At 66.7% G+C, this 22,162-nt stretch carries 23 protein-coding genes; 20 read left to right on the top strand and 3 right to left on the bottom strand.

Annotation, left to right across the window (positions count from 1 at the left end; all coding sequences use genetic code 11):
• Positions 1-158 precede the first annotated feature (158 nt).
• The gene (locus tag DAEP_RS0110070) at positions 159-608 is read left to right on the top strand and encodes a GNAT family N-acetyltransferase (RefSeq protein ID WP_342665821.1); all 450 of its coding nucleotides are present in this window, start codon (positions 159-161) and stop codon (positions 606-608) included.
• A gap of 17 nt (positions 609-625) precedes the next feature.
• On the opposite strand, the gene DAEP_RS0110075 is transcribed toward DAEP_RS0110070, so the two are convergent.
• Genes DAEP_RS0110075 through DAEP_RS0110085 form a run of 3 tightly spaced genes read right to left on the bottom strand, consistent with a single transcriptional unit; the run spans position 626 to position 6,054 of the window.
• Positions 626-2,602 (bottom strand): ATP-binding protein, encoded by a 1,977-nt coding sequence (locus DAEP_RS0110075; RefSeq protein WP_027244564.1) that lies wholly within the window; start codon positions 2,600-2,602, stop codon positions 626-628.
• A 10-nt stretch (positions 2,603-2,612) separates the two neighbouring features.
• Complete coding sequence (locus DAEP_RS0110080; protein ID WP_027244565.1) at positions 2,613-4,229, bottom strand: acyl-CoA carboxylase subunit beta; 1,617 nt, start codon at positions 4,227-4,229, stop codon at positions 2,613-2,615.
• 37 nt (positions 4,230-4,266) lie between these two features.
• On the bottom strand, positions 4,267-6,054 hold the full coding sequence (locus DAEP_RS0110085; RefSeq protein ID WP_027244566.1) for an acyclic terpene utilization AtuA family protein: 1,788 nt from the start codon (positions 6,052-6,054) through the stop codon (positions 4,267-4,269).
• A 274-nt stretch (positions 6,055-6,328) separates the two neighbouring features.
• On the opposite strand from DAEP_RS0110085, the gene pcaF reads away from it, so the two are divergent.
• From pcaF to DAEP_RS0110180, 19 genes are all read left to right on the top strand, one after another.
• A complete protein-coding gene (gene pcaF / locus DAEP_RS0110090; protein WP_027244567.1) occupies positions 6,329-7,531 on the top strand; it encodes a 3-oxoadipyl-CoA thiolase in 1,203 nt (400 codons plus the stop codon).
• A 24-nt stretch (positions 7,532-7,555) separates the two neighbouring features.
• Positions 7,556-8,533 (top strand): 1,2-phenylacetyl-CoA epoxidase subunit PaaA, encoded by a 978-nt coding sequence (paaA, locus tag DAEP_RS0110095; RefSeq protein ID WP_008557480.1) that lies wholly within the window; start codon positions 7,556-7,558, stop codon positions 8,531-8,533.
• A 74-nt stretch (positions 8,534-8,607) separates the two neighbouring features.
• Positions 8,608-8,892 carry a 1,2-phenylacetyl-CoA epoxidase subunit PaaB gene (paaB, locus tag DAEP_RS0110100; RefSeq protein WP_008557866.1) on the top strand — a complete coding sequence of 95 codons (285 nt, stop codon included), beginning with the start codon at positions 8,608-8,610 and terminating at the stop codon, positions 8,890-8,892.
• On the top strand, positions 8,892-9,653 hold the full coding sequence (paaC, locus tag DAEP_RS0110105; protein ID WP_027244568.1) for a 1,2-phenylacetyl-CoA epoxidase subunit PaaC: 762 nt from the start codon (positions 8,892-8,894) through the stop codon (positions 9,651-9,653). The genes paaB and paaC overlap by 1 nt, the downstream gene beginning before the upstream one ends.
• A gap of 126 nt (positions 9,654-9,779) precedes the next feature.
• Positions 9,780-10,253 carry a 1,2-phenylacetyl-CoA epoxidase subunit PaaD gene (paaD, locus tag DAEP_RS0110110; RefSeq protein ID WP_027244569.1) on the top strand — a complete coding sequence of 158 codons (474 nt, stop codon included), beginning with the start codon at positions 9,780-9,782 and terminating at the stop codon, positions 10,251-10,253.
• Positions 10,254-10,263: 10 nt separating this feature from the next.
• Positions 10,264-11,337, top strand: coding sequence for a 1,2-phenylacetyl-CoA epoxidase subunit PaaE (gene paaE / locus DAEP_RS0110115; RefSeq protein ID WP_027244570.1), 1,074 nt, complete (start codon positions 10,264-10,266; stop codon positions 11,335-11,337).
• A 24-nt stretch (positions 11,338-11,361) separates the two neighbouring features.
• Positions 11,362-12,123: a Phenylacetic acid catabolic protein gene (locus DAEP_RS0110120; RefSeq protein WP_008553797.1), complete on the top strand. Its 762-nt coding sequence runs from the start codon at positions 11,362-11,364 to the stop codon at positions 12,121-12,123.
• Positions 12,124-12,289: 166 nt separating this feature from the next.
• Positions 12,290-12,784, top strand: a complete 495-nt coding sequence (locus DAEP_RS0110125; protein ID WP_027244571.1) for a VOC family protein — start codon at positions 12,290-12,292, stop codon at positions 12,782-12,784.
• A 222-nt stretch (positions 12,785-13,006) separates the two neighbouring features.
• Positions 13,007-13,870: a branched-chain amino acid aminotransferase gene (locus tag DAEP_RS0110130; protein ID WP_027244572.1), complete on the top strand. Its 864-nt coding sequence runs from the start codon at positions 13,007-13,009 to the stop codon at positions 13,868-13,870.
• 295 nt (positions 13,871-14,165) lie between these two features.
• Positions 14,166-14,621 (top strand): universal stress protein, encoded by a 456-nt coding sequence (locus tag DAEP_RS0110135; protein WP_008554060.1) that lies wholly within the window; start codon positions 14,166-14,168, stop codon positions 14,619-14,621.
• A 22-nt stretch (positions 14,622-14,643) separates the two neighbouring features.
• Positions 14,644-15,243 (top strand): 2-hydroxychromene-2-carboxylate isomerase, encoded by a 600-nt coding sequence (locus DAEP_RS0110140; RefSeq protein WP_027244573.1) that lies wholly within the window; start codon positions 14,644-14,646, stop codon positions 15,241-15,243.
• 69 nt (positions 15,244-15,312) lie between these two features.
• Positions 15,313-15,879, top strand: coding sequence for a NifU family protein (locus tag DAEP_RS0110145; RefSeq protein WP_008555326.1), 567 nt, complete (start codon positions 15,313-15,315; stop codon positions 15,877-15,879).
• A gap of 21 nt (positions 15,880-15,900) precedes the next feature.
• Complete coding sequence (gene tsaB, locus DAEP_RS0110150) at positions 15,901-16,497, top strand: tRNA (adenosine(37)-N6)-threonylcarbamoyltransferase complex dimerization subunit type 1 TsaB (RefSeq protein ID WP_027244574.1); 597 nt, start codon at positions 15,901-15,903, stop codon at positions 16,495-16,497.
• The gene (locus DAEP_RS0110155) at positions 16,490-16,915 is read left to right on the top strand and encodes a GNAT family N-acetyltransferase (RefSeq protein ID WP_027244575.1); all 426 of its coding nucleotides are present in this window, start codon (positions 16,490-16,492) and stop codon (positions 16,913-16,915) included. The genes tsaB and DAEP_RS0110155 overlap by 8 nt, the downstream gene beginning before the upstream one ends.
• A gap of 155 nt (positions 16,916-17,070) precedes the next feature.
• Complete coding sequence (locus DAEP_RS0110160; RefSeq protein WP_008556713.1) at positions 17,071-18,066, top strand: BMP family lipoprotein; 996 nt, start codon at positions 17,071-17,073, stop codon at positions 18,064-18,066.
• A gap of 16 nt (positions 18,067-18,082) precedes the next feature.
• Positions 18,083-18,436 carry a nuclear transport factor 2 family protein gene (locus DAEP_RS0110165; RefSeq protein WP_027244576.1) on the top strand — a complete coding sequence of 118 codons (354 nt, stop codon included), beginning with the start codon at positions 18,083-18,085 and terminating at the stop codon, positions 18,434-18,436.
• Entirely contained in the window at positions 18,433-19,962 is a 1,530-nt protein-coding gene (locus tag DAEP_RS0110170) for an ABC transporter ATP-binding protein (protein ID WP_008555178.1), read from the top strand. The genes DAEP_RS0110165 and DAEP_RS0110170 overlap by 4 nt, the downstream gene beginning before the upstream one ends.
• Positions 19,963-21,057 carry an ABC transporter permease gene (locus DAEP_RS0110175; protein WP_027244577.1) on the top strand — a complete coding sequence of 365 codons (1,095 nt, stop codon included), beginning with the start codon at positions 19,963-19,965 and terminating at the stop codon, positions 21,055-21,057.
• Positions 21,057-22,022 (top strand): ABC transporter permease, encoded by a 966-nt coding sequence (locus tag DAEP_RS0110180; protein ID WP_008554840.1) that lies wholly within the window; start codon positions 21,057-21,059, stop codon positions 22,020-22,022. Before DAEP_RS0110175 ends, DAEP_RS0110180 begins: the two co-directional genes overlap by 1 nt.
• Positions 22,023-22,162 lie beyond the last annotated feature (140 nt).

The following is a 22,162-nucleotide window of genomic DNA, read 5'->3' on the forward strand; positions in this document are numbered from 1 at the left end:
TGCCCGGCCAATGCAGCCGAACAGTGGAGCACATTGTGAGACTGTTTCAGAAAGCCATCATGACCCCGGAACTGCACGCCGTTTCCCTGCGGCCCGCGACCCAGGACGACTGTTCCAGCCTGGCCGCCCTGTCCATAGAGGTCTGGCTGGGCACTTATTTGCGCAACGGCATCAACCGCTTGTTCTCGGATTACGTCCTTTCCACCTACACGCCGGACCATTTTGCCGGTGCCTTGCAAAACCCTGCCGAACGCCTGATCGTTTCGCAAAACCAGGAAGGTATCGACGGCTGCATCCGTATCAGCCATGGCAGGCCAAGCCCGGCGGGCGGCCCCTCGCGCACCGAGATTTCGACGCTTTATGTCCAGCCCCGGCATCAGCGCAGGCGCATCGGGCGGCATCTTCTGGAAGCCGGTTTAAAGACTTGCCGGTCAGAAGGCTGGGACGCGCCGTGGCTTGCGGCCAACGCGCAGAACACGCGCGCCATTGCCTTCTATCTCCGGCACGGCTTTGAACCGGCAGGGCAGACCTTTTTTCAGGTTCAGGACAGCCAGTACCTCAACGATGTTTTGCAGTATCGCGGCAGCTGGCCCCCTGCAGAAACCTGAACCCGGCGGCTGCGGGATCACGTGCCGGCGTCTTCCTGCGGGGTGATCACCAGCAGCACCTGTCCCGCCTGCACCTGCGCCCCGGAACGCACCGCCACCGCCGCAACGGCACCCGGCGCGGCCGCCCGGATCTCGTGCTGCATCTTCATGGCCTCCATCACCGCAAGACGGCTGCCCGCGGCGACCCGGTCCCCCTCTGCCACGCAGATGTCCCGGACAACCCCATGCATCGGCGCAACGACCTGCCCGGCTTGCCCGGCGGTCTGCGCGCCGCAGGTGGCCCGCTGGCGGGTGAAGGTGACGATCTGCGCAGCAGTTGCGACCTGCAGCCTGTCCCCCACCAGCCGCCAGGACCTGAGGTCCGCCCGCCTGCCGTCCACCCGCAGGCCCTCGCCCTCTCCCGTCACGCGGTGCAGCCACCCGGGGCCAGCGACGCGCAGCCGGCCCGGCTCATCGCTCACCTGCACACTTTGGGTCTCGCCGTTGCAGCTCAGCCCGACAAAGGCGTGCAGGCTGCCCCGGCTCGACCAGCCAAGCAGTTCCGCTGCCACGCCGCCCGCCGCGGCGGCGCAGCGCTGCTGTTCCGCCCGGTGGATCAGGGCTGCACCCAGCGCCCAGATGCTGGAGGGCACCGCCACCGCCAGCCCGTCCGGAAAATGGCTGGCGATGAATGCGGTGGTGATATCCCCTTGCGCAAACTGCGGATGCGCCAGCACCTGCAGCAGGAAATCCCGGTTGCACACCGGCCCGAACAGCACGCAGTCCTGCAGCGCCGCCATCAGGCGCAGCCGCGCGTCTGCCCGGGTGCGGCCATGCGCGATCAGCTTGGCCAGCAGCGGATCGTAGAATGCCGGCACCTGCTGCCCCGAAACGATCCCGCTATCGGCGCGCACACCGTCACCGCAGGGCGGCTGCCAATGGGCGATCCGCCCGGATTGCGGCAGGAAGCCCTGCGCCGCATCCTCCGCATAGAGCCGCGCCTCGATCGCGTGGCCTTCCAGCTGCACATCACCCTGCGCCAGCCCCAAGGGCTCACCCCGCGCCACCCGGATCTGCAGTTCCACCAGGTCCAGGCCGGTGATCATCTCCGTCACCGGATGCTCCACCTGCAGCCGGGTGTTCATCTCCAGGAAATAGAACGCCCCGTCCCGGTCCAGCAGGAACTCGACCGTGCCCGCCCCCTGATAGCCGATGGCCTGCGCCGCCGTGACCGCCGCCGCCCCCATCCGGGCGCGCAAGGCTGCGTCCACGGCCGGGCTTGGCGCCTCTTCCACCACTTTCTGATGGCGGCGCTGGATAGAGCAGTCGCGCTCGCCCAAGTGGATCACAGTGCCATGCGCATCGCCAAAGATCTGCACCTCCACATGGCGCGGATGCAGCAGCGCCCTTTCCAGGATCACATCCCCGCAGCCGAAGGCGGCCAGCGCCTCGCTGCGGGCCAGATCCAGTGCAGCGCCGAAATCCGCCGCCTGCCGCACCAGCCGCATCCCCTTGCCGCCGCCGCCCGCAGCGGCCTTGATCATCACCGGAAAGCCGATCCGCGCCGCTTCTGCCGCCAGCACATCCGCCGCCTGATCCGCACCCTCATATCCGGGAACGCAGGGAACACCCGCCGCCAGCATCCTGCGCTTGGCCGCGGCCTTGTTTCCCATCAGGTCAATCGCCTCCGGTGCAGGGCCGATAAAGACCAGCCCGGCAGCCGCACAAGCGCGGGCGAATTCCGCGTTTTCCGACAGGAAGCCATAGCCCGGATGCACCGCGCCCGCGCCCGCCTCCCGGGCTGCCGCAATGATCTTGTCTATCGCAAGGTAGCTGTCCGCCGCGGGGCCCGCGCCGATGCGGATGGCGGTACCGGCAAAATCCGCATGCGGGCTGCCGGCATCCGCATCGGTATAAACCGCAGCGCTTTTCAGCCCCATCGCCCGCACCGTGCGCATCACCCGCAGCGCGATCTCGCCGCGGTTGGCCACCAGGATCGTGTCAAAACTGCTCATCCCGCCCCCCTCAGATCCGCGCCACGCCAAAGCTGTTGGGGTTCAGCTGCCGCGCCCGCGCCTCCTGGCAGGTTTGCAGGCAGAAGCCGAGCACCGCCCGGGTGTCGCGCGGGTCGATCATCCCCATGTCCAGCACCCGCCCCGAGGTGTAGAAGGCATCCGATTGCCGGTCGAAATGCGCAGTGATCTTTGCGCGCTGCCCCGCCAGCCGCGCCTCGTCCGCCTCCACGCCCTTGCGTTCGGCCGTGCGCCGGGCGACCTGCTCCATCGTCAGCGCCGCCTGCGCGCCGCCCATCACCCCGGTCATCGCATTGGGCCAGGTGAACAGGAAATCGGCCCCGAAGGCATAGCCGCACATGCCGTAATTCCCCGCCCCGAAGCTGGCCCCGGTATAAAGGGCGATCTTCGGCACCCGCAGATTGGTCACCGCCTGGATCATCTTGGCGCCGTGCTTGATCATGCCCGCACGCTCTGAGGCGGTGCCGACCATGTAACCGGTGGTGTTGTTCAAAAAGACAACCGGCGTGCCGGCCTGGTCCATCGCCTGCAGGAAATGCGTGGCCTTGGCCGCCCCGTCCGGGTCCAGCGGGCCGTTGTTGCCGAGCAGGCCAACCGGCTGCCCCATGACCCGCGCCTGCAGGCAGAGCGTCGCCGGACCGAAATCCGGCTTGAATTCGCGCAAGTCCGAGCCATCCGCGATCCGCGCCGCCACCTCCCGCATGTCGCAGGGGGTGCGGTAGTCGACCGGCACCACGCCCGCAATCTGATCAGGCGGCAGCACCGGCTCGGCGTAATCCGCCAGCGCGGGCCCGCAGGGTGTCCAGCCCAGCCCGGCCACCACCTCGCGGGCGATTTCGATGCCATGGGCGTCATTTGCGGCCAGATACTCCACCAGGCCTGTGGTTGCGGCATGCATCTCCGCGCCGCCGAGGTCCGCGTCCTGCGCCGTCTCGCCGGTCGCCGCCTGCACCAGCGCCGCGCCCGCCAGCATTGCCATGCCGTTGCCCCGGACCCCGATCACATAATCCGACAGCCCCGGCTGATAGGCCCCGCCCGCGGTGGAGGCGCCATGCAGCACCGTGATCACCGGAATGCCCGCCGCCGACAGCCGCGCCAGCCCCGCGAACATGCCGCCGCCATGCGCCCAAAGCTCCACCGTGTAGCGCATCAGGTCAGCCCCGGCGCTTTCCACCAGATGGATGAAGGGCAGCTTCTGCCGCTCGGCGATGGCGATCGCGCCCAGCGCCTTGTCCACCGATTTCTGCGTCATCGCCCCCGCATTGATCCCGGCATCATCGGCAAAGACCATCGCCCGCACGCCCTCGACATACCCGATCCCCAGGATGATCGAGGCGCCGGGGATCGAGGTGTCCGGGTCCGGATCATCCACCAGGTAGGAGGCCATGTTGTACAGTTCCAGGAACGGCAGCCCAGGGTCCAGCAGTGCCGAGACCCGCTCCCGCGGCGACAGCTGCCCGCGCTTGTCGAAGACCGGGCGGCGTTCTTCGGATTTCGCTGCCGCGCGGGCTTCCAAATCGCGCATTCGCTTGACCAGCGCCAGCATGTCTTCGCGGTTTCGGGCGAAGGTTTCGCTGTCCGGGCTGATTTTGGTCTGGAATTCACTCATGAACTGCTTTCCCAATTGGCCTTCCGCCCGGCGCACATCATACCGCTGCCTCCAGCAAGTCCGCATCCACCCGCACCGGCACCGCCAGCAGCAATTGCGCATAGCCCTTGGCCTGCGGATCATTGCGCAAGGACGACGTGCCGCCGCCGCCCAGCGCGCCGTGCAGCAGAATGTTCATCGCGTGGCTGCCGGGCAGATAAAACCGCTCCATCCGCCCGTCCCAGAAATGCCCGAACACCCGGCGCAGATGAGTTTCGCTCAGCGCCTCCCAGATCCAGGGCATCACCTCCGGCCGGCGCGCGATGACGCCGATATTGGCGATGTCGCCCTTGTCGCCGCTGCGCGCCCAGGCGAGGCGGATCAAGGGGACCTCCGCCAGCCGCTTCGCCTGCGGCACCGGCGGCGGCGCAGGCGGCTCCGCCGTCTGCACCGGGATACCCGCCGCCGCAGGCACAGCGCAGGTGCCCGCCGCATCCCGCACGGTCACGGGCACCTCTGCCTTGGGCAGCAGGCAGGAAAACAAGGCCAGAACCGGCGACGGCCGGGGCCGCGCGCCTGCAAACCCGCTAAGCCCCGGCGGCGCCGACAGGCCGAGGCCCACTGCCTCCTTCAGGAACACGCCCACTCCCCTGGCCTCCGGATGGCGCACTGCGATCTTGGCGGCCAACTCCCGCGCGGGCTCGCTCTGCCGCAGCCCGCCGAACTGGCTTTCGCTGCCGATCAGCTCGATGTTCACATCGCTGAAATCCGGCAGCTTCATGCGCCGCAGAACCTCCCGCGACCGGGCCAGCGCCGCCTTGGCAAAGGCCCGCGCCTTGGCTTCGGCATCGAGGCCGTAGAAGGTAAAGTAATGGCCGCTTCGAAAACCGTCCTGCCAGGTGATGCAGGTCTTATACGCACCCGGCACCCCGCGCCCTCTGGCGCCGGCCACCCGCACCCGGTCCGGCCCGGTCTCCGTCACCGTGACGGCAGAGAAATCGCAGACCACATCCGGCAGCACGTAGGCCTGCGGATCGCCGGTCTCATACAGCAGCTGCTCCGCCACCGTCGCGCGGGAGACCAAGCCGCCGGTGCCCGCGGGCTTGGTCACCTCAAACGAACCATCCGCGCAGATCTCCGCTATGGGGTAACCGATCGCGGCCATGCCCGCAGCCGCCGCCTGCCAGTCGGTGAAGTTGCCGCCGGTCGCCTGCGGCCCGCACTCCAGGATATGGCCCGCCAGGCTGCCGCCCGCCAGCCGGTCCAGGTCCGCCGCCCCCCAGCCGAAGCGGTGGATGCAGGCCGCCAGCGTCACCGCGCTGTCCACGCAGCGCCCGGTCACCACAATGTCCGCGCCGCGGTCCAGGGCTGCGGCAATGGGAAAGGCGCCGAGATAGGCGTTGATGCTGGCGATCTCCTCCAGCGGCGGAAACGGCGCGCCGGTGAACATATCCTCGGGCGCGGCCGCCGCCAGCTCCGCCGCGCGTCCAAGCAGGTCGTCGCCTTCGACCACCGCCACCTTCAGTTCCAGCCCCTGCGCAGCGATCTCCTGCCGCAGGGCCGCGGCGCAGGCCTGCGGGTTGACGCCGCCCGCGTTGGAGATGACCCGCACCCCCTGCCGGGCGATCTCCGCCAGGTTCGGTGCCATCGCCGCGGTCACGAAATCTGTTGCATAGCCCGCCTGCGGATCCTTTGCCCGCGCCCGCGCCAGCACCGCCATGGTGATCTCGGCCAGGTAATCATAGACGAGGACATCCAAGCCCCCCGCCGCCAGCAGCTGCGGCGTGGCCAGGGCGGCCTCCCCCCAGAACCCGGCAGCGCCGCCGATGCGCAGTCCTTGTGGCATTGCTCCTCCCCTTGGCCGCCATCCGGTGCACAGCATACACGGATTTGCCCGCAAACGGCGGCCCCCTGCTGCCAGCCTGACCGCCAAGGCCTTGGCCTTGCAACTGTAACCCCGCGTTCGCTGCGGCAGCGGGGGCGTTCCGCCCCAACACGTTACAGAATTTTCAAAGGTGAAAGTTTCAGGTTACATTTCACTTGCCGCGAATCATCTTCCGGCGTAATACCGACCCAACGGTCGGCTTATCCCGCCGCCGCCACAGGAGACGCGAACACCCATGGATGCTTTCATCTGCGATGCCACCCGCACCCCGATCGGCCGCTACGGCGGCGCGCTGAGCCAGGTGCGTACCGATGATCTTGCCGCCCTGCCGATTGCCGCGCTCGCCGCGCGCAACCCGGACGTGGACTGGGGCTCCCTTGACGATGTGATCTTTGGCGATGCCAACCAGGCCGGTGAAAGCAACCGCAACGTGGCCCGCATGGCGGCGCTGCTGGCGGGCCTGCCCACCTCTGTGCCCGGCACCACCATCAACCGTCTCTGCGCCTCCGGCATGGATGCGGTCGGCATGGCGTCCCGCGGGATCAAGGCGGGCGACTATGACATGGCCATCGCCGGCGGCGTCGAAAGCATGAGCCGCGCGCCCTTCGTGATGCCCAAGGCAACTTCTGCCTTCACCCGCGCCAATGCGGTTTACGACACCACCATCGGCTGGCGCTTCGTGAACAAGAAAATGCACGAGTTGTACGGCACCGACTCGATGCCGCAGACCGCCGACAACGTGGCCGACGACTACGGCGTCTCCCGCGAGGATCAGGACGCATTCGCCGCCCGCAGCCAGGCCCGCTGGGCCGCCGCGCATGAGGCCGGCATCTTCAAGGACGAAATCACCCCGGTCACCATCCCGCAGCGCAAGGGCGATGATCTGGTGGTGGACACCGATGAACACCCCCGCCCCGGCACCTCGGCAGAGAAGCTGGCGGGCCTCAAGGGCGTCAACGGCCCGGACAAGACCGTGACCGCAGGCAATGCGTCCGGCGTCAACGACGGTGCCGCAGCGATCCTGATGGCGAATGAAGCGGCTGCGGCGAAGAACGGTCTGAAACCGATGGCCCGCATCGTCGGCATGGCCGCCGCAGGCGTCGAGCCGCGCATCATGGGCATCGGTCCGGTGCCCGCCACCCGCAAGGTTCTGGCCCGCACCGGCCTGACCATCGAACAGATGGACGTGATCGAACTGAACGAGGCGTTTGCCAGCCAAGGCCTTGCGACACTGCGCGAGCTTGGCCTTCCGGACGATGCGCCCCATGTTAATCCCAATGGCGGTGCCATTGCACTGGGCCACCCGCTCGGCATGTCCGGCGCGCGGCTGGTGCTGACCGCCGCCTACCAACTGCAGCGCACCGGCGGGCGTTACGCGCTCTGCACCATGTGCGTCGGCGTCGGACAGGGCACCGCCCTGATCCTCGAACGCGTTTAACGAAACCCTGAGGAGGTCCCAGACATGTATGCTCAGATGGTCCAATCCGAAGCGACCCAGGACGATCCGGAAAAGCTGGCCGCCTTTCAGGCCCGCATTGATGCCGGAGAAAAGATCGAACCCAAGGACTGGATGCCCGAAGGCTACCGCAAGACGCTGATCCGCCAGATCGGCCAGCACGCCCATTCGGAAATCGTCGGCCAGCTGCCCGAGGGCAACTGGATCACCCGCGCCCCCACGCTGGAGCGCAAGGCGATCCTGCTCGCCAAGGTGCAGGATGAGGCAGGCCACGGCCTGTACCTTTACTGCGCGGCGGAGACCATGGGCGTGTCGCGCGACGAGCTCACCGAAATGCTGCTTGATGGGCGCATGAAATACTCCTCGATCTTCAACTACCCGACGCTGAACTGGGCCGACATCGGTGCAGTCGGCTGGCTGGTGGATGGCGCGGCGATCATGAACCAGGTGCCGCTGCAGCGGACCTCGTTCGGCCCCTATTCCCGCGCGATGATCCGCATCTGCAAGGAAGAAAGCTTCCACGCCCGCCAGGGGTTCGACGCTATCCGCAAGATGGCCGAGGGCACGCCTGCTCAAAAGAAAATGGCGCAGGATGCGGTCAACCGGCTGTGGTTCCCGGCGCTGATGATGTTCGGCCCGTCCGACAAGGACTCGGTCCATTCCGCCCAGTCGATGGCCTGGAAGATCAAGATCAACACCAACGACGAGCTGCGCCAGAAATTCGTCGACCAGACGGTGCCGCAGATCGAATTCCTCGGTCTCGACCTGCCGGACCCCACGATCAAGTGGAACGAGGAGCGCGGCCATTACGACTACAGCGACCCGGACTGGTCGGAGTTCTTCGACGTGATCCAGGGCAACGGCCCCTGCAACGTCGACCGGCTCGCCGCCCGCAACAAGGCCTGGGACGACGGTGCCTGGGTCCGCGACGGCCTGCTGGCCCACGCCAGGAAGAAAGCCGCGCGCCAGCACGCCGCCGAGTAACCCCAAGCATTCCGGCGCTCCGCTCCCCTGCCGGGACCCGGCGCAGCGCCCCCTCAGCCAGGAGGATTTGAGACATGAAAAACGAATGGCCCCTCTGGGAAATCTTCATCCGCGGCCAGCACGGGATGAGCCACCGCCACGTCGGCTCGCTGCATGCGCCGGACGCCGAAATGGCGATCAAGAACGCCCGCGACGTCTATACCCGCCGCAACGAAGGCGTGTCGATCTGGGTGGTCGAGGCGAACCACATCGCCGCCTCCTCGCCCAGCGACAAGGGCCCGCTCTATGAGCCGTCCGAGTCGAAGGTCTACCGCCACCCGACCTTCTTCGACATCCCCGAAGAAGTGGGGGCAATGTAATGACCCGCGACGACGCATTTACCCAGTTCCTGCTGCGGATGGGGGACAACACCCTGATCCTCGGCCACCGGGTCAGTGAATGGTGCGGCCACGCGCCGGTGCTGGAAGAGGACATCGCGCTGGCCAACACCGCGCTGGACCTGATCGGCCAGACCCAGATGTGGCTTGGCCTTGCCGGTGAAGTGCAGGGCGAAGGCAAATCCGCCGACGACCTCGCCTTCCTGCGCGACGCCTGGGATTTCCGCAACGTGCTGCTGTGCGAGGTGCCCAACGGCGACTTCGGCCGCACCCTGATGCGCCAGTTCCTGTTCGACGCCTGGCATTCGATCCAGTTGGGCCGGCTGATGAAATCCTCGGACGAGCGGGTCGCCGCAATTGCCGAGAAGGCCTCGAAAGAGGTGGCCTATCATCTGGAGCGTTCCGCCGACACCGTGGTCGGCCTGGGCGACGGCACCGAGGAAAGCCACCGGCGGATGCAGGAGGCGCTGGACTATCTGTGGCCCTATGTGGGCGAGATGTTCCAGTCGGACGAGACCGACGCCGAAATGGTCAAGGCAGGCATCGCGCCCGACCCGGCGAGCCTGCGCGAAGAATACGACGCGTTGATCTCCCGCATCCTGAGCGATGCGACCTTGACCGTTCCGGACAGCAGCTTTGCCCACAAGGGCGGCCGCACCGGTGCAATGCATACCGAGCACCTGGGCCATCTGCTGACCCAGATGCAATGGCTGCAGCGCGCCTATCCCGGCGCCAAGTGGTAAGGCCGCGGCCAGCGAACTGAAGGCAACGCCCGTCACGAGCGGCGGGCGTTGGACCCCCGCCCCGCGGGGGCGCAATGGGCGTTGCCCGGCGCACTGCCGGGCGGAACAGCCAATGAGGGTAACCGCATGAGCCAAGTGACAACTCAGCCAAGCACTGACCAGATCTGGGAGTGGCTCGACGCCGTGCCGGATCCGGAAATCCCGGTGATCTCGGTCGTCGACCTCGGCATCGTCCGCGGTGTGGAATGGCAGGGCGAAACCCTGGTTGTTTCCGTCACCCCCACTTACTCGGGCTGCCCGGCGACCTCGATCATCAGCCTCGACATCGAGACTGCGCTGCGCAGCAAGGGGATCGAAGACCTGAAGATCGAAACCCAGATCTCCCCCGCCTGGACCACCGACTGGCTGTCGGAAAAGGGCCGCGCCAAGCTGGAGGAGTTCGGCATCGCCCCGCCCCAGCCCGCGGGCGGCCCGGAAAAATGCCCGCGTTGCGGCAGCAAGAACCTCACCAAGGTCAGCCAGTTCGGCTCGACCCCCTGCAAGGCCCACTGGCGCTGCCAGGACTGCCTCGAACCTTTTGATTATTTCAAGTGCATCTGAGGAGACCCTGATGGCGCGCTTTCACGACCTTGAAGTCACCGATGTCCGCAAGACCATCCGCGATGCGGTGGTTGTCACCCTGAAGCCCGTGAACGGCGCGGCTGAGGAATTTGATTTCACCCAAGGCCAGTACCTGACCTTCCGCCGCGACTTCGACGGCGAGGAGCTGCGCCGCAGCTACTCGATCTGCGCGGGCAAGGGCGAAGGCATCCTGCAGGTCGGCATCAAACGCGTCGACGGCGGCGCGTTCTCGACCTGGGCCAACACCGAGCTTAAGGCCGGCGACACGCTGCAGGCGATGGCACCGACGGGCACCTTCTTCACCCCGCTCGATGCAGGTGCAGAGAAAAACTACCTGGGCTTTGCCGGCGGCTCCGGCATCACGCCGGTGCTGTCGATCCTCAAGACCACGCTGGCGGCGGAGCCCAAATCCTCCTTCACGCTGGTCTACGCCAACAAGGGCGTGAACACGATCATGTTCCGCGAGGAGCTGGAGGATCTGAAAAACCTCTACATGGGCCGCTTCAACGTGATCCATATTCTGGAATCCGACGCCCAGGAAATCGACCTGTTCACCGGCCTGGTGACAGAGGAGAAATGCGCTCAGCTTTTCAAGCATTGGATCGACATCGAAAACGTGGACACCGCCTTCATCTGCGGCCCGGAGCCGATGATGCTGGGCATCGCCGCCGCCCTGCGCAATGCGGGGCTTGATGACAGCCAGATCAAGTTCGAACTGTTTGCCTCTGCCCAGCCGGGCCGGGCCAAGCGCAAGGCCGCCGCAACCGGTGCGGCCAGCAGCGCCAACCAGACCAAGGCGGCGATCACCCTGGACGGCGCCACTCAGACCATCCAGATGGGCAAGGACATGACCCTCTTGGATGCGGCGCTGGAAAACGCGATGGACGCGCCCTATGCCTGCAAGGCGGGGGTGTGCTCCACATGCCGCTGCAAGGTGCTGGAAGGCGAGGTCGAGATGGTCGCCAACCACGCGCTGGAGGACTACGAGGTCGAAAAGGGCTATGTGCTGTCCTGCCAGGCCTATCCGGTGACCGATACCGTCGTGGTCGATTACGACCAGTAAAACCTGCCCGAGGGAGGAAAGATCATGACTGACGAGATGAGCATCACCAGCTATCTGGCGCAGGGCGGCGTGCTAAGCAACCCGTCCAACGTGCCGCCGCGCTACCGCGCCGAGCTGATGAAGCTGATGGCGACCTTCGTCGACAGCGAACTGGCCGGGGCCGCGGGCTTTGCCGACATCATCAACGAAGGCCCCGGCATCAAGGCCCGTATCGCCGCGGCGCGGATCGTGCTGGAAAAGACCGACCACGCCGAGAAGGTGCTGCGGATCATGGGCGACTTCGGCGCCGATACCGAGCGCTATGCCGACCATCACCCCTGGACCGCGCGGCTGGAGCGGGAGGCCGATATCGGCCAGAGCCGCACCAAGCACGACATGCGTCTGGCGGTGTTCAACTACCCGCTGGAAGGCTGGGCCGATGCGGTGGTGATGAACCTGCTGATGGGCCGCGCGGTGGCGCTGCAGCTGGAGGAGCTGAGCCATGTCTCCTACCAGCCGCTGGCCGAAGCCTTCCGCGCCATCCTGCCGGTGGAGACCCGGCACGCGGAGCTGGCCGAGGAAGGCCTGATGGTGCTGGTCGAGGCCCAGGGCCCCGATGGGCTGCAGGAGCTGGTTGACTACTGGTGGCCGCGGGTCGCGGCCAGTTTCGGCCAGGAGGACTCCGAGAAATTCGAAGGGCTGAAGGCCATGGGCCTGCGCCGCACCCCGAATGCGGATCTGAAGGCCCGCTGGCAGCAGGAGGCCGAGGCCATTCTGGGCAAGGCCGGCCTGAAACCGGCCGCCTGATCCTCACCCGCAAAACTTTCGCCCGGGCCCGGCGCGCCTTGCGGCGCGTCCGGCGCGCAGCACCGCTGCGGCTGTGCAAATCCACAGGCACATGGTGCGGCGCTGCGGAATGGCAGCCGGGCCGCACAGCGGCCATATCTGCAGCACCAGACAGATGGAGGCTGCAATGAGCACACGCACACCACCCCTTCCCGCAGGCACCCGCATCGGCCATGTCCACCTGAAGGTTTCGGACCTGGAGCGGGCGATCGGCTTTTACAGCGGCGTCCTGGGGTTTGAAGTGACCCAGCGTTTGGGCAGCTCCGCCGCCTTCCTGTCGGCGGGCGGCTATCACCACCACATCGGCCTGAATACCTGGCAGTCGCGCGGCGGTCCTGCCCCGGCGGCCAATGCGACCGGCCTCTACCACACCGCCATCCTGCTGCCGGACCGCAAGAGCCTGGCCGCGGTGCTGCTCCGGGTGCTGGACGCAGGCATTGCGCTGGAGGGCGCCGCCGATCACGGCGTGTCCGAGGCGATTTACCTGCGCGACCCGGACGGCAACGGGGTGGAGCTTTACCGCGACCGGGCGGAGGCGGAGTGGCCGCGAGCGGCGGACGGAAGCCTGGCGATGGGCACGGAGGCCCTGGACCTGCAGGCGTTGCTCGCAGAGGTTGAGTAGGTCAGCCCTGCTGCCCGAATGTTTCGCGCGCGAAACAATTGGTCAGCAGGACTGACCCAAAAGACGCAGCGTCAGAATGCGCCAATATTATCGCCAGCATACTGAAAAGAATAGGAAAAGCAGCGAAGCCGCCGCCGTCTCCGACGCCATCGGGGGCGATGTTAGGTCTGGACCTATGACCTTTCCCTGCCTACCCTAGCGGCAAGCAAAGGGAGGGGAAACATGGCTGTAAGCGGCACAATCCGGACCTACTTCAACGGCAGCTGGCACGACGGCGACCTGCCGGTGATGCGGGCGGCGGACCATGCGATGTGGCTGGGCTCTTCGGTGTTCGACGGCGCGCGCTTCTTTGACGGGGTGACGCCGGACCTCGACCTGCACTGCGCCCGCACCAATGCCTCGGCGGAGGCGCTGCTGATGACACCGACCCATTCGGCGGAGCAGATGACGGCGCTGATCCGCGAGGGGCTGGAGGGGTTTGCCCCCGGCGCTGCCGTCTATATCCGGCCGATGTACTGGGCCACCGACGGCGACGCGACGCTGATCGCACCGGACCCGGACAGCACCCGCTTTGCGGTCAGCCTGGAGGAAATCCCGATGGCGGCGCCTGAGGCCACCGCCACGCTGACCCGCACCCGCTTCCGCCGTCCGGTGCTGGAAAACGCGGTGGTGAATGCCAAGGCCGGCTGCCTCTATCCCAACAACGCCCGGATGCTGCGCGAGGCGCGCAGCAAGGGATTCAGCAATGCGCTGGTGCTGGATGCCATGGGCAATGTGGCGGAAACCGCCACCACAAATGTCTTCATGGTGCGCGATGGAGAGGTCTTTACCCCGATCCCCAACGGCACCTTCCTGGCCGGCATCACCCGCGCCCGCCACATCAGCAACATGCGTGCCGATGGCATTGCCGTGCATGAATGCGTGCTGGGCTATCAGGACTTTGAGGAGGCCGACGAGGTCTTCCTGTCGGGTAACATGAGCAAGGTGACACCGGTCACCGCCTTCGACAGCCGCCAGTATCAAACCGGCCCCGTCGCCAAGCGGGTGCGCGAGATGTACTGGGACTGGGCCCGCAGCCGGACCTGACACCAGGCGCTGCGCCGGATGCGGAGGCTCCCGCCCGCTGCGGGCCTTTTGCAAAAGGCCGCTGCACGGTTGGGCATCGCACCGTGCCTGCGCACGGTGCCGCGCTGCGCCCTGCGCGGCGCCGGGCCCAAGGCCGTCAAGGGTCTGCCGGCGCAGCCGGGAGGCCCTGCGGGCGCGGGAGCGTTCCCTGCCCCGGCCTAGCGCCAGTTTTCTGAAACGGCTCAGCGGGTTTGGCTCTATTGCCTGATGCCCCCGCATGCGTCATGATCCGCGGTGGAACAACGAGAGAGCGAAAATGCGCAAATTCCTTGTGGTACTGGACGACAGCCGCGAATGCCTGAACGCCATGCGGTTCGCCGCCATGCGCGCGGCGCATACCGGCGCCGGCGTCACCATCCTGTCGGTGATCCCGCCGGATGAGTTCAACCACTGGATCGGCGTCGGCGAAGTGATGCGGGAAGAAGCCCGCGAACGGATCCATGCGCATTTCGAGGTCTTTGCCAAATGGATGCGCGACCGCCAGAACGTCGACCCGGAACTGGTGATCCGCGAGGGCGAACCGGTGCCGGAGATCCTCGACTTTATCGAGGGCGATCCGGAAATCGGCGTGCTGGTGCTGGGCGCCGGCACCGGCCGCAAGGGACCGGGCCCGCTGGTCACTCAGCTGACCAAGAACTCCGGCACCCTGCCGGTGCCGATCACCATCGTGCCCGGCGACCTCAGCAAAGAGAAGCTGGAAGCGATCACCTGACCGGGGCGGCGGGGCGGCGGCGATGCGCGGCAGACTGACATTCTGGTTCGAATTCGCCTCCACCTATTCCTATCTCAGCGCGATGCGGATCGGCGAGATGGCCGCCGGCCGTTCTGTTGCCGTCACCTGGAAGCCGTTCCTGCTGGGGCCGGTGTTTGCCGCCCAGGGCTGGGACACCTCCCCGTTCAATATCTACCCCGCCAAGGGCCGCTACATGTGGCGCGACATGGAACGAATCTGCGCGGCGCGCGGGCTGCCCTTCCGGCGCCCCGATCCCTTCCCGCAAAACGGATTGAAGGCGGCGCGCCTGGCACTTGCCGCTGCGGAGCAGAACCGCATCGAAGCTTTCACGAAGACGGTGTTTCAGGCGCAGTTCGGCGATGGCGCGGATATCTCCAGCGACGCTGTCCTTCAGGGCTGCCTGCGCCGGGCGGGCCTTGACGAGGCGCTTATGCTGCGCGCCCGGGCGCCTGCCATCAAATCGGCGCTGCGGACGCAGACAGAAGAGGCGATTGCGGCTGGCATCTTCGGCGCCCCCAGCTTTATCAGCGGGGCGGAACTGTTCTGGGGCGATGACCGGCTGGAGCAGGCCCTGGAGCACGCTGCGGGCCACCAGATTTAGAATAGTTCCAAATCTTGACTTGGCGCGCTGCAAGGCGCATATCGGGAGCACGCTTAACGGAGACCCGACATGTTCATTCAGACTGAATCCACGCCCAACCCGGCGACGCTGAAATTCCTGCCGGGCCAGACCGTTCTTGAGGCGGGCACCGCCGACTTCCCCAGCGCAGACGCCGCGGGCAAATCGCCGCTGGCCTCCCGCATCTTTGCGGTCGACGGCGTGACCGGCGTGTTCTTCGGCAATGATTTCGTGACCGTGACCAAGGCGGAGGGGATTGACTGGGACCACATCAAACCCGCCATCCTGGGCGCGGTGATGGAGCACTACCAGTCCGGCCAGCCGGTGATGGCGGACGGCTCTGCCGATCCGGCGTCGGGCCATGCTGAGCATTCCGGTGAAGACGCCGAAATCGTCAACCAGATCAAGGAGCTGCTGGACAGCCGCGTGCGCCCGGCAGTGGCGCAGGACGGCGGCGACATCACCTTCCACGGTTTTGACCGCGGCGTTGTCTACCTGCACATGCAAGGCGCCTGCGCGGGCTGCCCGTCTTCGACCCTGACCCTGAAGATGGGCATCGAGAACCTGCTGCGCCATTACATCCCGGAAGTCACCGAGGTGCGCCCGGTTGCCGTCTGACCGGCTGCGAAAGGACATCTGATGGCGTCCGAACCACTGGTTCTGGGGTTTGACACATCGGCCGCGCATTGCGCGGCCGCTTTGCTGCGCGGGAACGCCGTGCTGGCGTCCCGGCTGGAAGAAATGACCCGCGGCCAGGCCGAGCGGCTGATGCCGCTGCTGGAGGAGGTGCTGGCCGAGGGCGGCGCCAGTTGGAAAGACCTCGATGCCATCGGCGTTGGCGTCGGCCCCGGCAATTTTACCGGCATCCGCATCGCGGTCTCCGCGGCGCGCGGTCTTGCGCTGGGGCTGGAGGTTCCGGCCGTGGGCGTTGACGGGTTTGAGGCCCGCGCTGCCGAAGGCACCCTGCCCGCCGTGCCTGCGCCGCGCGATCAGGTCTATGCCGCCCTGCCCGGGGAAGCGCCGCGTCTGATGCCGCGCCAGGAGGCCGAGGATGACGCCCGCGGCGCCGGGCTGGCGTTCGCGCCCGAGGCAAGCCCGGCAGGCATTGCCGAAGCCATTGCGCGGATCGCGGCCGGGCGGTTCGGCACCGTGACCGGGGCGCCAGCGCCCTTGTATCTGCGCTCCGCCGATGCAGCACCGTCCAGCGATGTGCCGCCCGCGCTGATTGATGGCTGACCCGCTGACCCCGGAAGCGATGGCCGCCACCCATGCCGCGGCCTTCACCCAGTCCCGGCCCTGGTCGGCGGCGGAGTTTGCCGCGCTGCTGGACAGCCCGCTGGTTTTTGCCGCAGGCAGCGCCCGCTGTTTTGCGCTGGTGCGGGTGATCGCGGATGAGGCGGAGCTGCTGACCATTGCCACCAGCCCCGGCCATCAGCGCCAGGGGCTGGCCCGCGCCTGCATGGCCGACTGGGAATCAGTGGCCCGCGCGCGGGGCGCGGCAGAGCTGTTCCTGGAAGTCGCCGCCGATAACGCCCCCGCGCAGGCGCTGTATCACGCCTGCGGATTCGCGGAATGCGGGCGCCGGGCCGGATATTACCGCCGGGAAGGGGCAAAACCGGCGGATGCAATCCTGATGAGAAAAGGTTTACGCTAGGCCAGTTGCGCGGATTTCGCACCATTTGGTCAAAAAGCGGTTGACCCTCTCCCTGCCCTGCAGGCTAAATTGCCGCACCCTCTTTGGCCTGAACGTGGCCGGGCAGCGGAAATGCCCCGCTGCATCCAACAATAATGACAGTGGGAGTTAACCTGATGACCCTGATGAAATCGCTGATGGGCGCAGCCGCGTCGCTGGCCCTGACAGCAGGTGCCGCGCTGGCCGAGCCTGCGCTGATCTTCGACTTGGGCGGCAAGTTCGACAAGAGCTTCAACGAAGCCGCGCACAACGGCGCCCAGCGCTGGGTCGAAGAGACCGGCGGCACCTACCGCGAGATCGAGCTGCAGTCCGAAGCCCAGCGCGAGCAGGCCCTGCGCCGCTTTGCCGAGGCCGGCGCCAACCCGATCGTGATGGTCGGCTTTGCCTTTGCCGACGCTTTGGGCCAGGTGGCCGCCGATTACCCGGACACCAAATTCACCATCATCGACATGGTGGTTGAGGGCGACAATGTGCGCTCGGTCGTCTTCAACGAGCATGAAGGCTCCTATCTGGTCGGCATGATGGCGGCGATGGCGTCCAAGTCGAACACCGTCGGCTTTATCGGCGGCATGGACATTCCGCTGATCCGCAAGTTCGCCTGCGGCTATGCCGAGGGCGTGAAGGCTGCCAAGCCGGACGCCAAGGTGATCTCCAACATGACCGGCACCACCCCGGCAGCCTGGAACGACCCGGTGAAAGGGTCGGAGCTGACCAAGGCGCAGATCAGCCAGGGCGCTGACGTGGTCTATGCCGCGGCCGGCGGCACCGGCGTGGGCGTGCTGCAGACCGCCGCCGACGAAGGCATCCTGTCGATCGGCGTGGACAGCAATCAGAACCACCTGCACCCGGGCAAGGTGCTGACCTCGATGACCAAGAACGTCGGCAACGCCGTGTTTGAGGCCTTCTCGGACGGTGCCGAGATGGAAACCGGCTTCTCTGTGATGGGCCTGGCCAATGGCGGCGTCGGCTATGCCATGGACGAGCACAACGCCGAGCTGGTCAGCGCAGAGATGCAGGCCGCAGTGGACGACGCTGCTGCCAAGATCGCCTCGGGCGAGATCAAGGTGCATGACTACATGTCCGATGACAGCTGCCCGGCACTGAGCTTCTAAGAGAAAGCCCCAGGCCATGACGGAGTCTATTCATATTCTGTTTGCAGCCTGGGGCGACCCAACCCCCGAAGGCCGTGTTGCAAAGACCGACGCGGCGATCGGGCCCGGATTCTATTATTCCGATCCCAGCACCCCCGCCCCCATCGCGGGCCGCGGCGCCTATCTGGACCATATCGCGCAGTTCAGCGCGAAGATGCCGGGCGCAGAGGCCAAGGTCGTGGCCGTCTCGGAACACCACGGCCATGCGCGCGCCACGGTGGATTTCCTGAAGGACGGCACCCGCATGGTGCGCGGCCAGTATTTTGCCGATCTGCAAGACGGCAAAGTGGTGCGGCTGATCGGATTTACAGGCATGGGAGAGCCCTCTTGACCGCCCCCGCCATCGAACTCAAAGGCATTTCCAAGGCCTTTGGCCCCGTCCAGGCAAACAAGGACATTTCCATCCGCGTCGCCCCCGGCACCATTCACGGTATCATCGGTGAAAACGGTGCGGGCAAGTCGACGCTGATGTCGATCCTCTACGGCTTTTACAAGGCCGACAAAGGGGAGGTTTTCATCAACGGCAAGAAGACCGAGATCCCCGACAGCCAGGCGGCGATTGCCGCGGGCATCGGCATGGTGTTTCAGCATTTCAAACTGGTGGAGAATTTCACCGTGCTGGAAAACATCGTGCTGGGGGCCGAGGACAGCGGCATGCTGATGCCCTCGCTGCGCCGCGCCCGCAAGGAGCTGAAGGCGCTGGAGGAGGAATACGAGCTGTACGTGGACCCCGATGCCCGCATCGACGAAATCGGCGTCGGCGCGCAGCAGCGGGTGGAGATCCTCAAGGCGCTTTACCGCAAGGCGGAGATCCTGATCCTGGACGAGCCGACAGGCGTGCTGACGCCGTCCGAAGCCGACCAGCTGTTCCGCATCCTCGACCGGCTGCGCGCCGAAGGGAAGACCATCATCCTGATCACCCACAAGCTGCGGGAGGTGATGGAGTACACCGACACCGTTTCGGTGATGCGGCGCGGCCAGATGACCGCGACCGTCAAGACCGCCGAAACCAGCCCCGAGCACCTGGCCGAGCTGATGGTGGGCCGCAAAGTGCTGCTGCGCGTCGACAAGGTGCCTGCGCAGCCCGGCGCCCCGATCCTGGAGATCGAGAACCTGCGGGTGGTGGATGAGGCCGGCGTCGAGCGGCTCAAAGGCATCAACCTGACGGTGCGCGCGGGCGAGATCGTCGGCATTGCCGGGGTGGCCGGCAACGGCCAGTCGGAACTGCTGGAAGTTCTGGGCGGCATGCGTCCGGGCACTGGCAGCATCAAGCTGCACGGCACCCCGCTGCCGCTCAGCGGCCCGGGATCGGATGCCAAGGCGCGCCGCGGCGCCGGTATCGGCCATGTGCCGGAGGACCGCCAGCGCGAGGGCCTGATCATGGACTTCCACGCCTGGGAAAACGTGGCCTTCGGCTATCACCGCGATGCCGCCTACCAGAACGGCGTGCTGATGAACAACGCCGCCCTGCAGGCCGATACCGAGGCCAAGATGGAGAAATTCGACGTGCGCCCGCCGGATCCCTGGCTGGCGGCCAAGAATTTCTCCGGCGGCAACCAGCAGAAGATCGTGGTGGCGCGCGAGATCGAGCGCAACCCTGAGCTGCTGCTGGTCGGCCAGCCGACCCGCGGCGTCGACATCGGCGCCATCGAATTCATTCACCAGCAAATTGTCGCGCTGCGCGACCAGGGCAAGGCGATCCTGCTGGTCTCGGTCGAGCTGGAGGAGATCCTGTCGCTCTCCGACCGGGTTGCGGTGATGTTTGACGGCATGATCATGGGCGAACGCCCGGCGGATCAGACCGATGAGAAAGAACTCGGCCTCCTGATGGCCGGTGTCGCGGGGGAGGCCGCGTAAATGGACAAGATGCCGAAATGGGCCGATGTGGTCCTGATCCCGCTGATCAGCCTGATCCTGGCCGCGCTCCTGTCGGCCCTGGTGATCCTCGGGATCGGCGAAGACCCGGTGGCCGCGGTCAAGCTGATGGTCAATGGCGCCCTGGGCTCGACCTATGGCTGGGGCTACACGCTCTATTACGCCACCAACTTCATGTTCACGGGCCTCGCGGTGGCGGTGGCCGCCCATGCGGGCCTGTTCAACATCGGCGGCGAGGGCCAGGCGATGCTGGGCGGCCTGGGCGTGGCGCTGGTCTGCCTGCTGATCCCCTGGCCGCACTGGACGCTGGCGCTGGCCGTTGCCGCGCTGGGTGCGGGTATCTTTGGCGCCGCCTGGGCCGCCATCCCTGCTTATCTGCAGGCCAAGCGCGGCAGCCATATCGTGATCACCACCATCATGTTCAACTTCATCGCCGCGGCGGTGCTGAACTATGTGCTGGTCAACGTGCTGCGCCCCGAAGGTTCGATGGATCCGGCCACCGAACGCTTCCCCGAGGCTGTCCACCTGCCCTCCCTGCATGAGCTGCTGGCCCCGATCGGCATCAACTTCTCCAAATCGGCCCCCGCCAACGTCAGCCTGCTGGTCGCGATGGGCGCCTGCCTGTTCGTCTGGCTGCTGATCTGGCGCACGCCGCTGGGCTACGAGATCCGCTCCCTCGGCAAATCCGAGCCGGGCGCGCGCTATGCCGGCATCTCGTCGGTGCGCATCATCATGATCGCGATGCTGATCTCCGGCGCGCTGGCGGGCATGATGGCGGTCAACAACGTGATGGGCGAAGCGGAACGGCTGGTGCTGAACGCCACCGAAGGCGCCGGTTTCATCGGCATCGCGGTGGCGCTGATGGGGCGCAATCACCCGTTCGGCGTGTTCCTGGCAGCCATCCTCTTCGGCTTCCTCTACCAGGGCGGCGCGGAGCTGGCGCTTTGGACTTCGATCCCGCGCGAGCTGATCGTGGTGATCCAGGCGCTGGTGATCCTGTTCACGGGTGCGCTCGACAACATGGTGCGGATGCCTCTTGAGAAGATCTTTCTGGCGGTGCGGCGGGGGCAGAACTGATGGAATTCCTGACGATCATCCAGATTCTGGATTCCACCGTCCGCCTGGCGACGCCGCTGCTGCTGGCCTGCCTGGCCGGCCTCTACTCCGAGCGCGCAGGCATCTTCGACATTGGCCTGGAAGGCAAGATGCTGATGGCCGCCTTCTTCTCTGCCGCCGTGGCCGCGGTGACCGGCAACGTCTGGCTGGGGCTGCTGGCGGGCATCGCCTCTTCGCTGGTGCTGGCCGGGCTGCACGGGGTGGCCTCGATCACCTTCCGCGGCAACCAGCTGATCTCCGGCGTGGCGATCAACTTCCTGGCTGCGGGCATGACGGTGCTGATTGCCCAGGACTGGTTCCAGCAGGGCGGCCGCACGCCGTCGCTGTTCAGCGGCGGCCGGTTCACCCCGATCACCCTGCCCTTCGCCGACAGCCTGTCCGGCGTTCCGGTGCTGGGGCCGGTCTATTCCGAGCTGCTGTCGGGCCATTCTGTGCTGGTCTACATCGCCTTCCTGGCGGTGCCGGCCACCTGGTGGATCCTGTTCCGCACCCGGTTCGGCCTGCGCCTGCGCGCGGTGGGCGAGAACCCGGCGGCAGTGGACACCGCGGGCGTCTCGGTTGTCGGCCTGCGCTATGGCGCGGTGATGATCTGCGGCCTGCTGTGCGGCATTGCAGGCGCCTATCTGGCCACCGCGCTGCAGGCGGGCTTCGTCAAGGACATGACCGCGGGCCGCGGCTTCATCGCGCTGGCGGCGCTAATCTTCGCCAAGTGGCGGCCCTGGCACGCAATGGGCGCCTGCCTGCTGTTCGGGCTGCTGCAAGCCATCGCCTTGCGCTTCCAGAACATCGAGCTTGGCGGCATCGTCATCCCGGTTCAGGCCATGGACGCGCTGCCCTATGTGCTGACGGTGGTGATCCTGGCCGGTTTCGTCGGCAAGGCGATCCCGCCCCGCGCCGGCGGCCAGCCCTACGTCAAGGAGCGCTGAGCTCCGCCAGAGAACTCCTCGAACGCCCGGCCCCGCGCCGGGCGTTTGCTTTTCCTGACAGAGAACGCGTCGCGCCGCACGCAGTGCGGCGCCCGGCCCAAGGCCGCCAAGGCGGCTGGCGCAGCCGGCCGCCTGCGGGC

The sequence above is a fragment of the Leisingera daeponensis DSM 23529 genome (assembly GCF_000473145.1).
Classification (GTDB): Bacteria; Pseudomonadota; Alphaproteobacteria; order Rhodobacterales; family Rhodobacteraceae; genus Leisingera; species Leisingera daeponensis.

Bases quoted from the DNA above. Each gene is read 5' to 3' on its own strand.
- DAEP_RS0110130 (WP_027244572.1), top strand. From the start codon at position 13,007: ATGGCTGTAAGCGGCACAATCCGGACCTACTTCAACGGCAGCTGGCAC.
- DAEP_RS0110155 (WP_027244575.1), top strand. From the start codon at position 16,490: ATGGCTGACCCGCTGACCCCGGAAGCGATGGCCGCCACCCATGCCGCG.
- paaA (WP_008557480.1), top strand. From the start codon at position 7,556: ATGTATGCTCAGATGGTCCAATCCGAAGCGACCCAGGACGATCCGGAA.
- DAEP_RS0110160 (WP_008556713.1), top strand. From the start codon at position 17,071: ATGACCCTGATGAAATCGCTGATGGGCGCAGCCGCGTCGCTGGCCCTG.
- DAEP_RS0110165 (WP_027244576.1), top strand. From the start codon at position 18,083: ATGACGGAGTCTATTCATATTCTGTTTGCAGCCTGGGGCGACCCAACC.
- paaB (WP_008557866.1), top strand. From the start codon at position 8,608: ATGAAAAACGAATGGCCCCTCTGGGAAATCTTCATCCGCGGCCAGCAC.
- tsaB (WP_027244574.1), top strand. From the start codon at position 15,901: ATGGCGTCCGAACCACTGGTTCTGGGGTTTGACACATCGGCCGCGCAT.
- pcaF (WP_027244567.1), top strand. From the start codon at position 6,329: ATGGATGCTTTCATCTGCGATGCCACCCGCACCCCGATCGGCCGCTAC.
- DAEP_RS0110135 (WP_008554060.1), top strand. From the start codon at position 14,166: ATGCGCAAATTCCTTGTGGTACTGGACGACAGCCGCGAATGCCTGAAC.
- DAEP_RS0110075 (WP_027244564.1), bottom strand. From the start codon at position 2,602: ATGAGCAGTTTTGACACGATCCTGGTGGCCAACCGCGGCGAGATCGCG.
- DAEP_RS0110080 (WP_027244565.1), bottom strand. From the start codon at position 4,229: ATGAGTGAATTCCAGACCAAAATCAGCCCGGACAGCGAAACCTTCGCC.
- paaD (WP_027244569.1), top strand. From the start codon at position 9,780: ATGAGCCAAGTGACAACTCAGCCAAGCACTGACCAGATCTGGGAGTGG.
- DAEP_RS0110180 (WP_008554840.1), top strand. From the start codon at position 21,057: ATGGAATTCCTGACGATCATCCAGATTCTGGATTCCACCGTCCGCCTG.
- DAEP_RS0110125 (WP_027244571.1), top strand. From the start codon at position 12,290: ATGAGCACACGCACACCACCCCTTCCCGCAGGCACCCGCATCGGCCAT.
- DAEP_RS0110140 (WP_027244573.1), top strand. From the start codon at position 14,644: ATGCGCGGCAGACTGACATTCTGGTTCGAATTCGCCTCCACCTATTCC.
- DAEP_RS0110145 (WP_008555326.1), top strand. From the start codon at position 15,313: ATGTTCATTCAGACTGAATCCACGCCCAACCCGGCGACGCTGAAATTC.
- DAEP_RS0110175 (WP_027244577.1), top strand. From the start codon at position 19,963: ATGGACAAGATGCCGAAATGGGCCGATGTGGTCCTGATCCCGCTGATC.
- paaC (WP_027244568.1), top strand. From the start codon at position 8,892: ATGACCCGCGACGACGCATTTACCCAGTTCCTGCTGCGGATGGGGGAC.
- DAEP_RS0110085 (WP_027244566.1), bottom strand. From the start codon at position 6,054: ATGCCACAAGGACTGCGCATCGGCGGCGCTGCCGGGTTCTGGGGGGAG.
- DAEP_RS0110120 (WP_008553797.1), top strand. From the start codon at position 11,362: ATGACTGACGAGATGAGCATCACCAGCTATCTGGCGCAGGGCGGCGTG.
- paaE (WP_027244570.1), top strand. From the start codon at position 10,264: ATGGCGCGCTTTCACGACCTTGAAGTCACCGATGTCCGCAAGACCATC.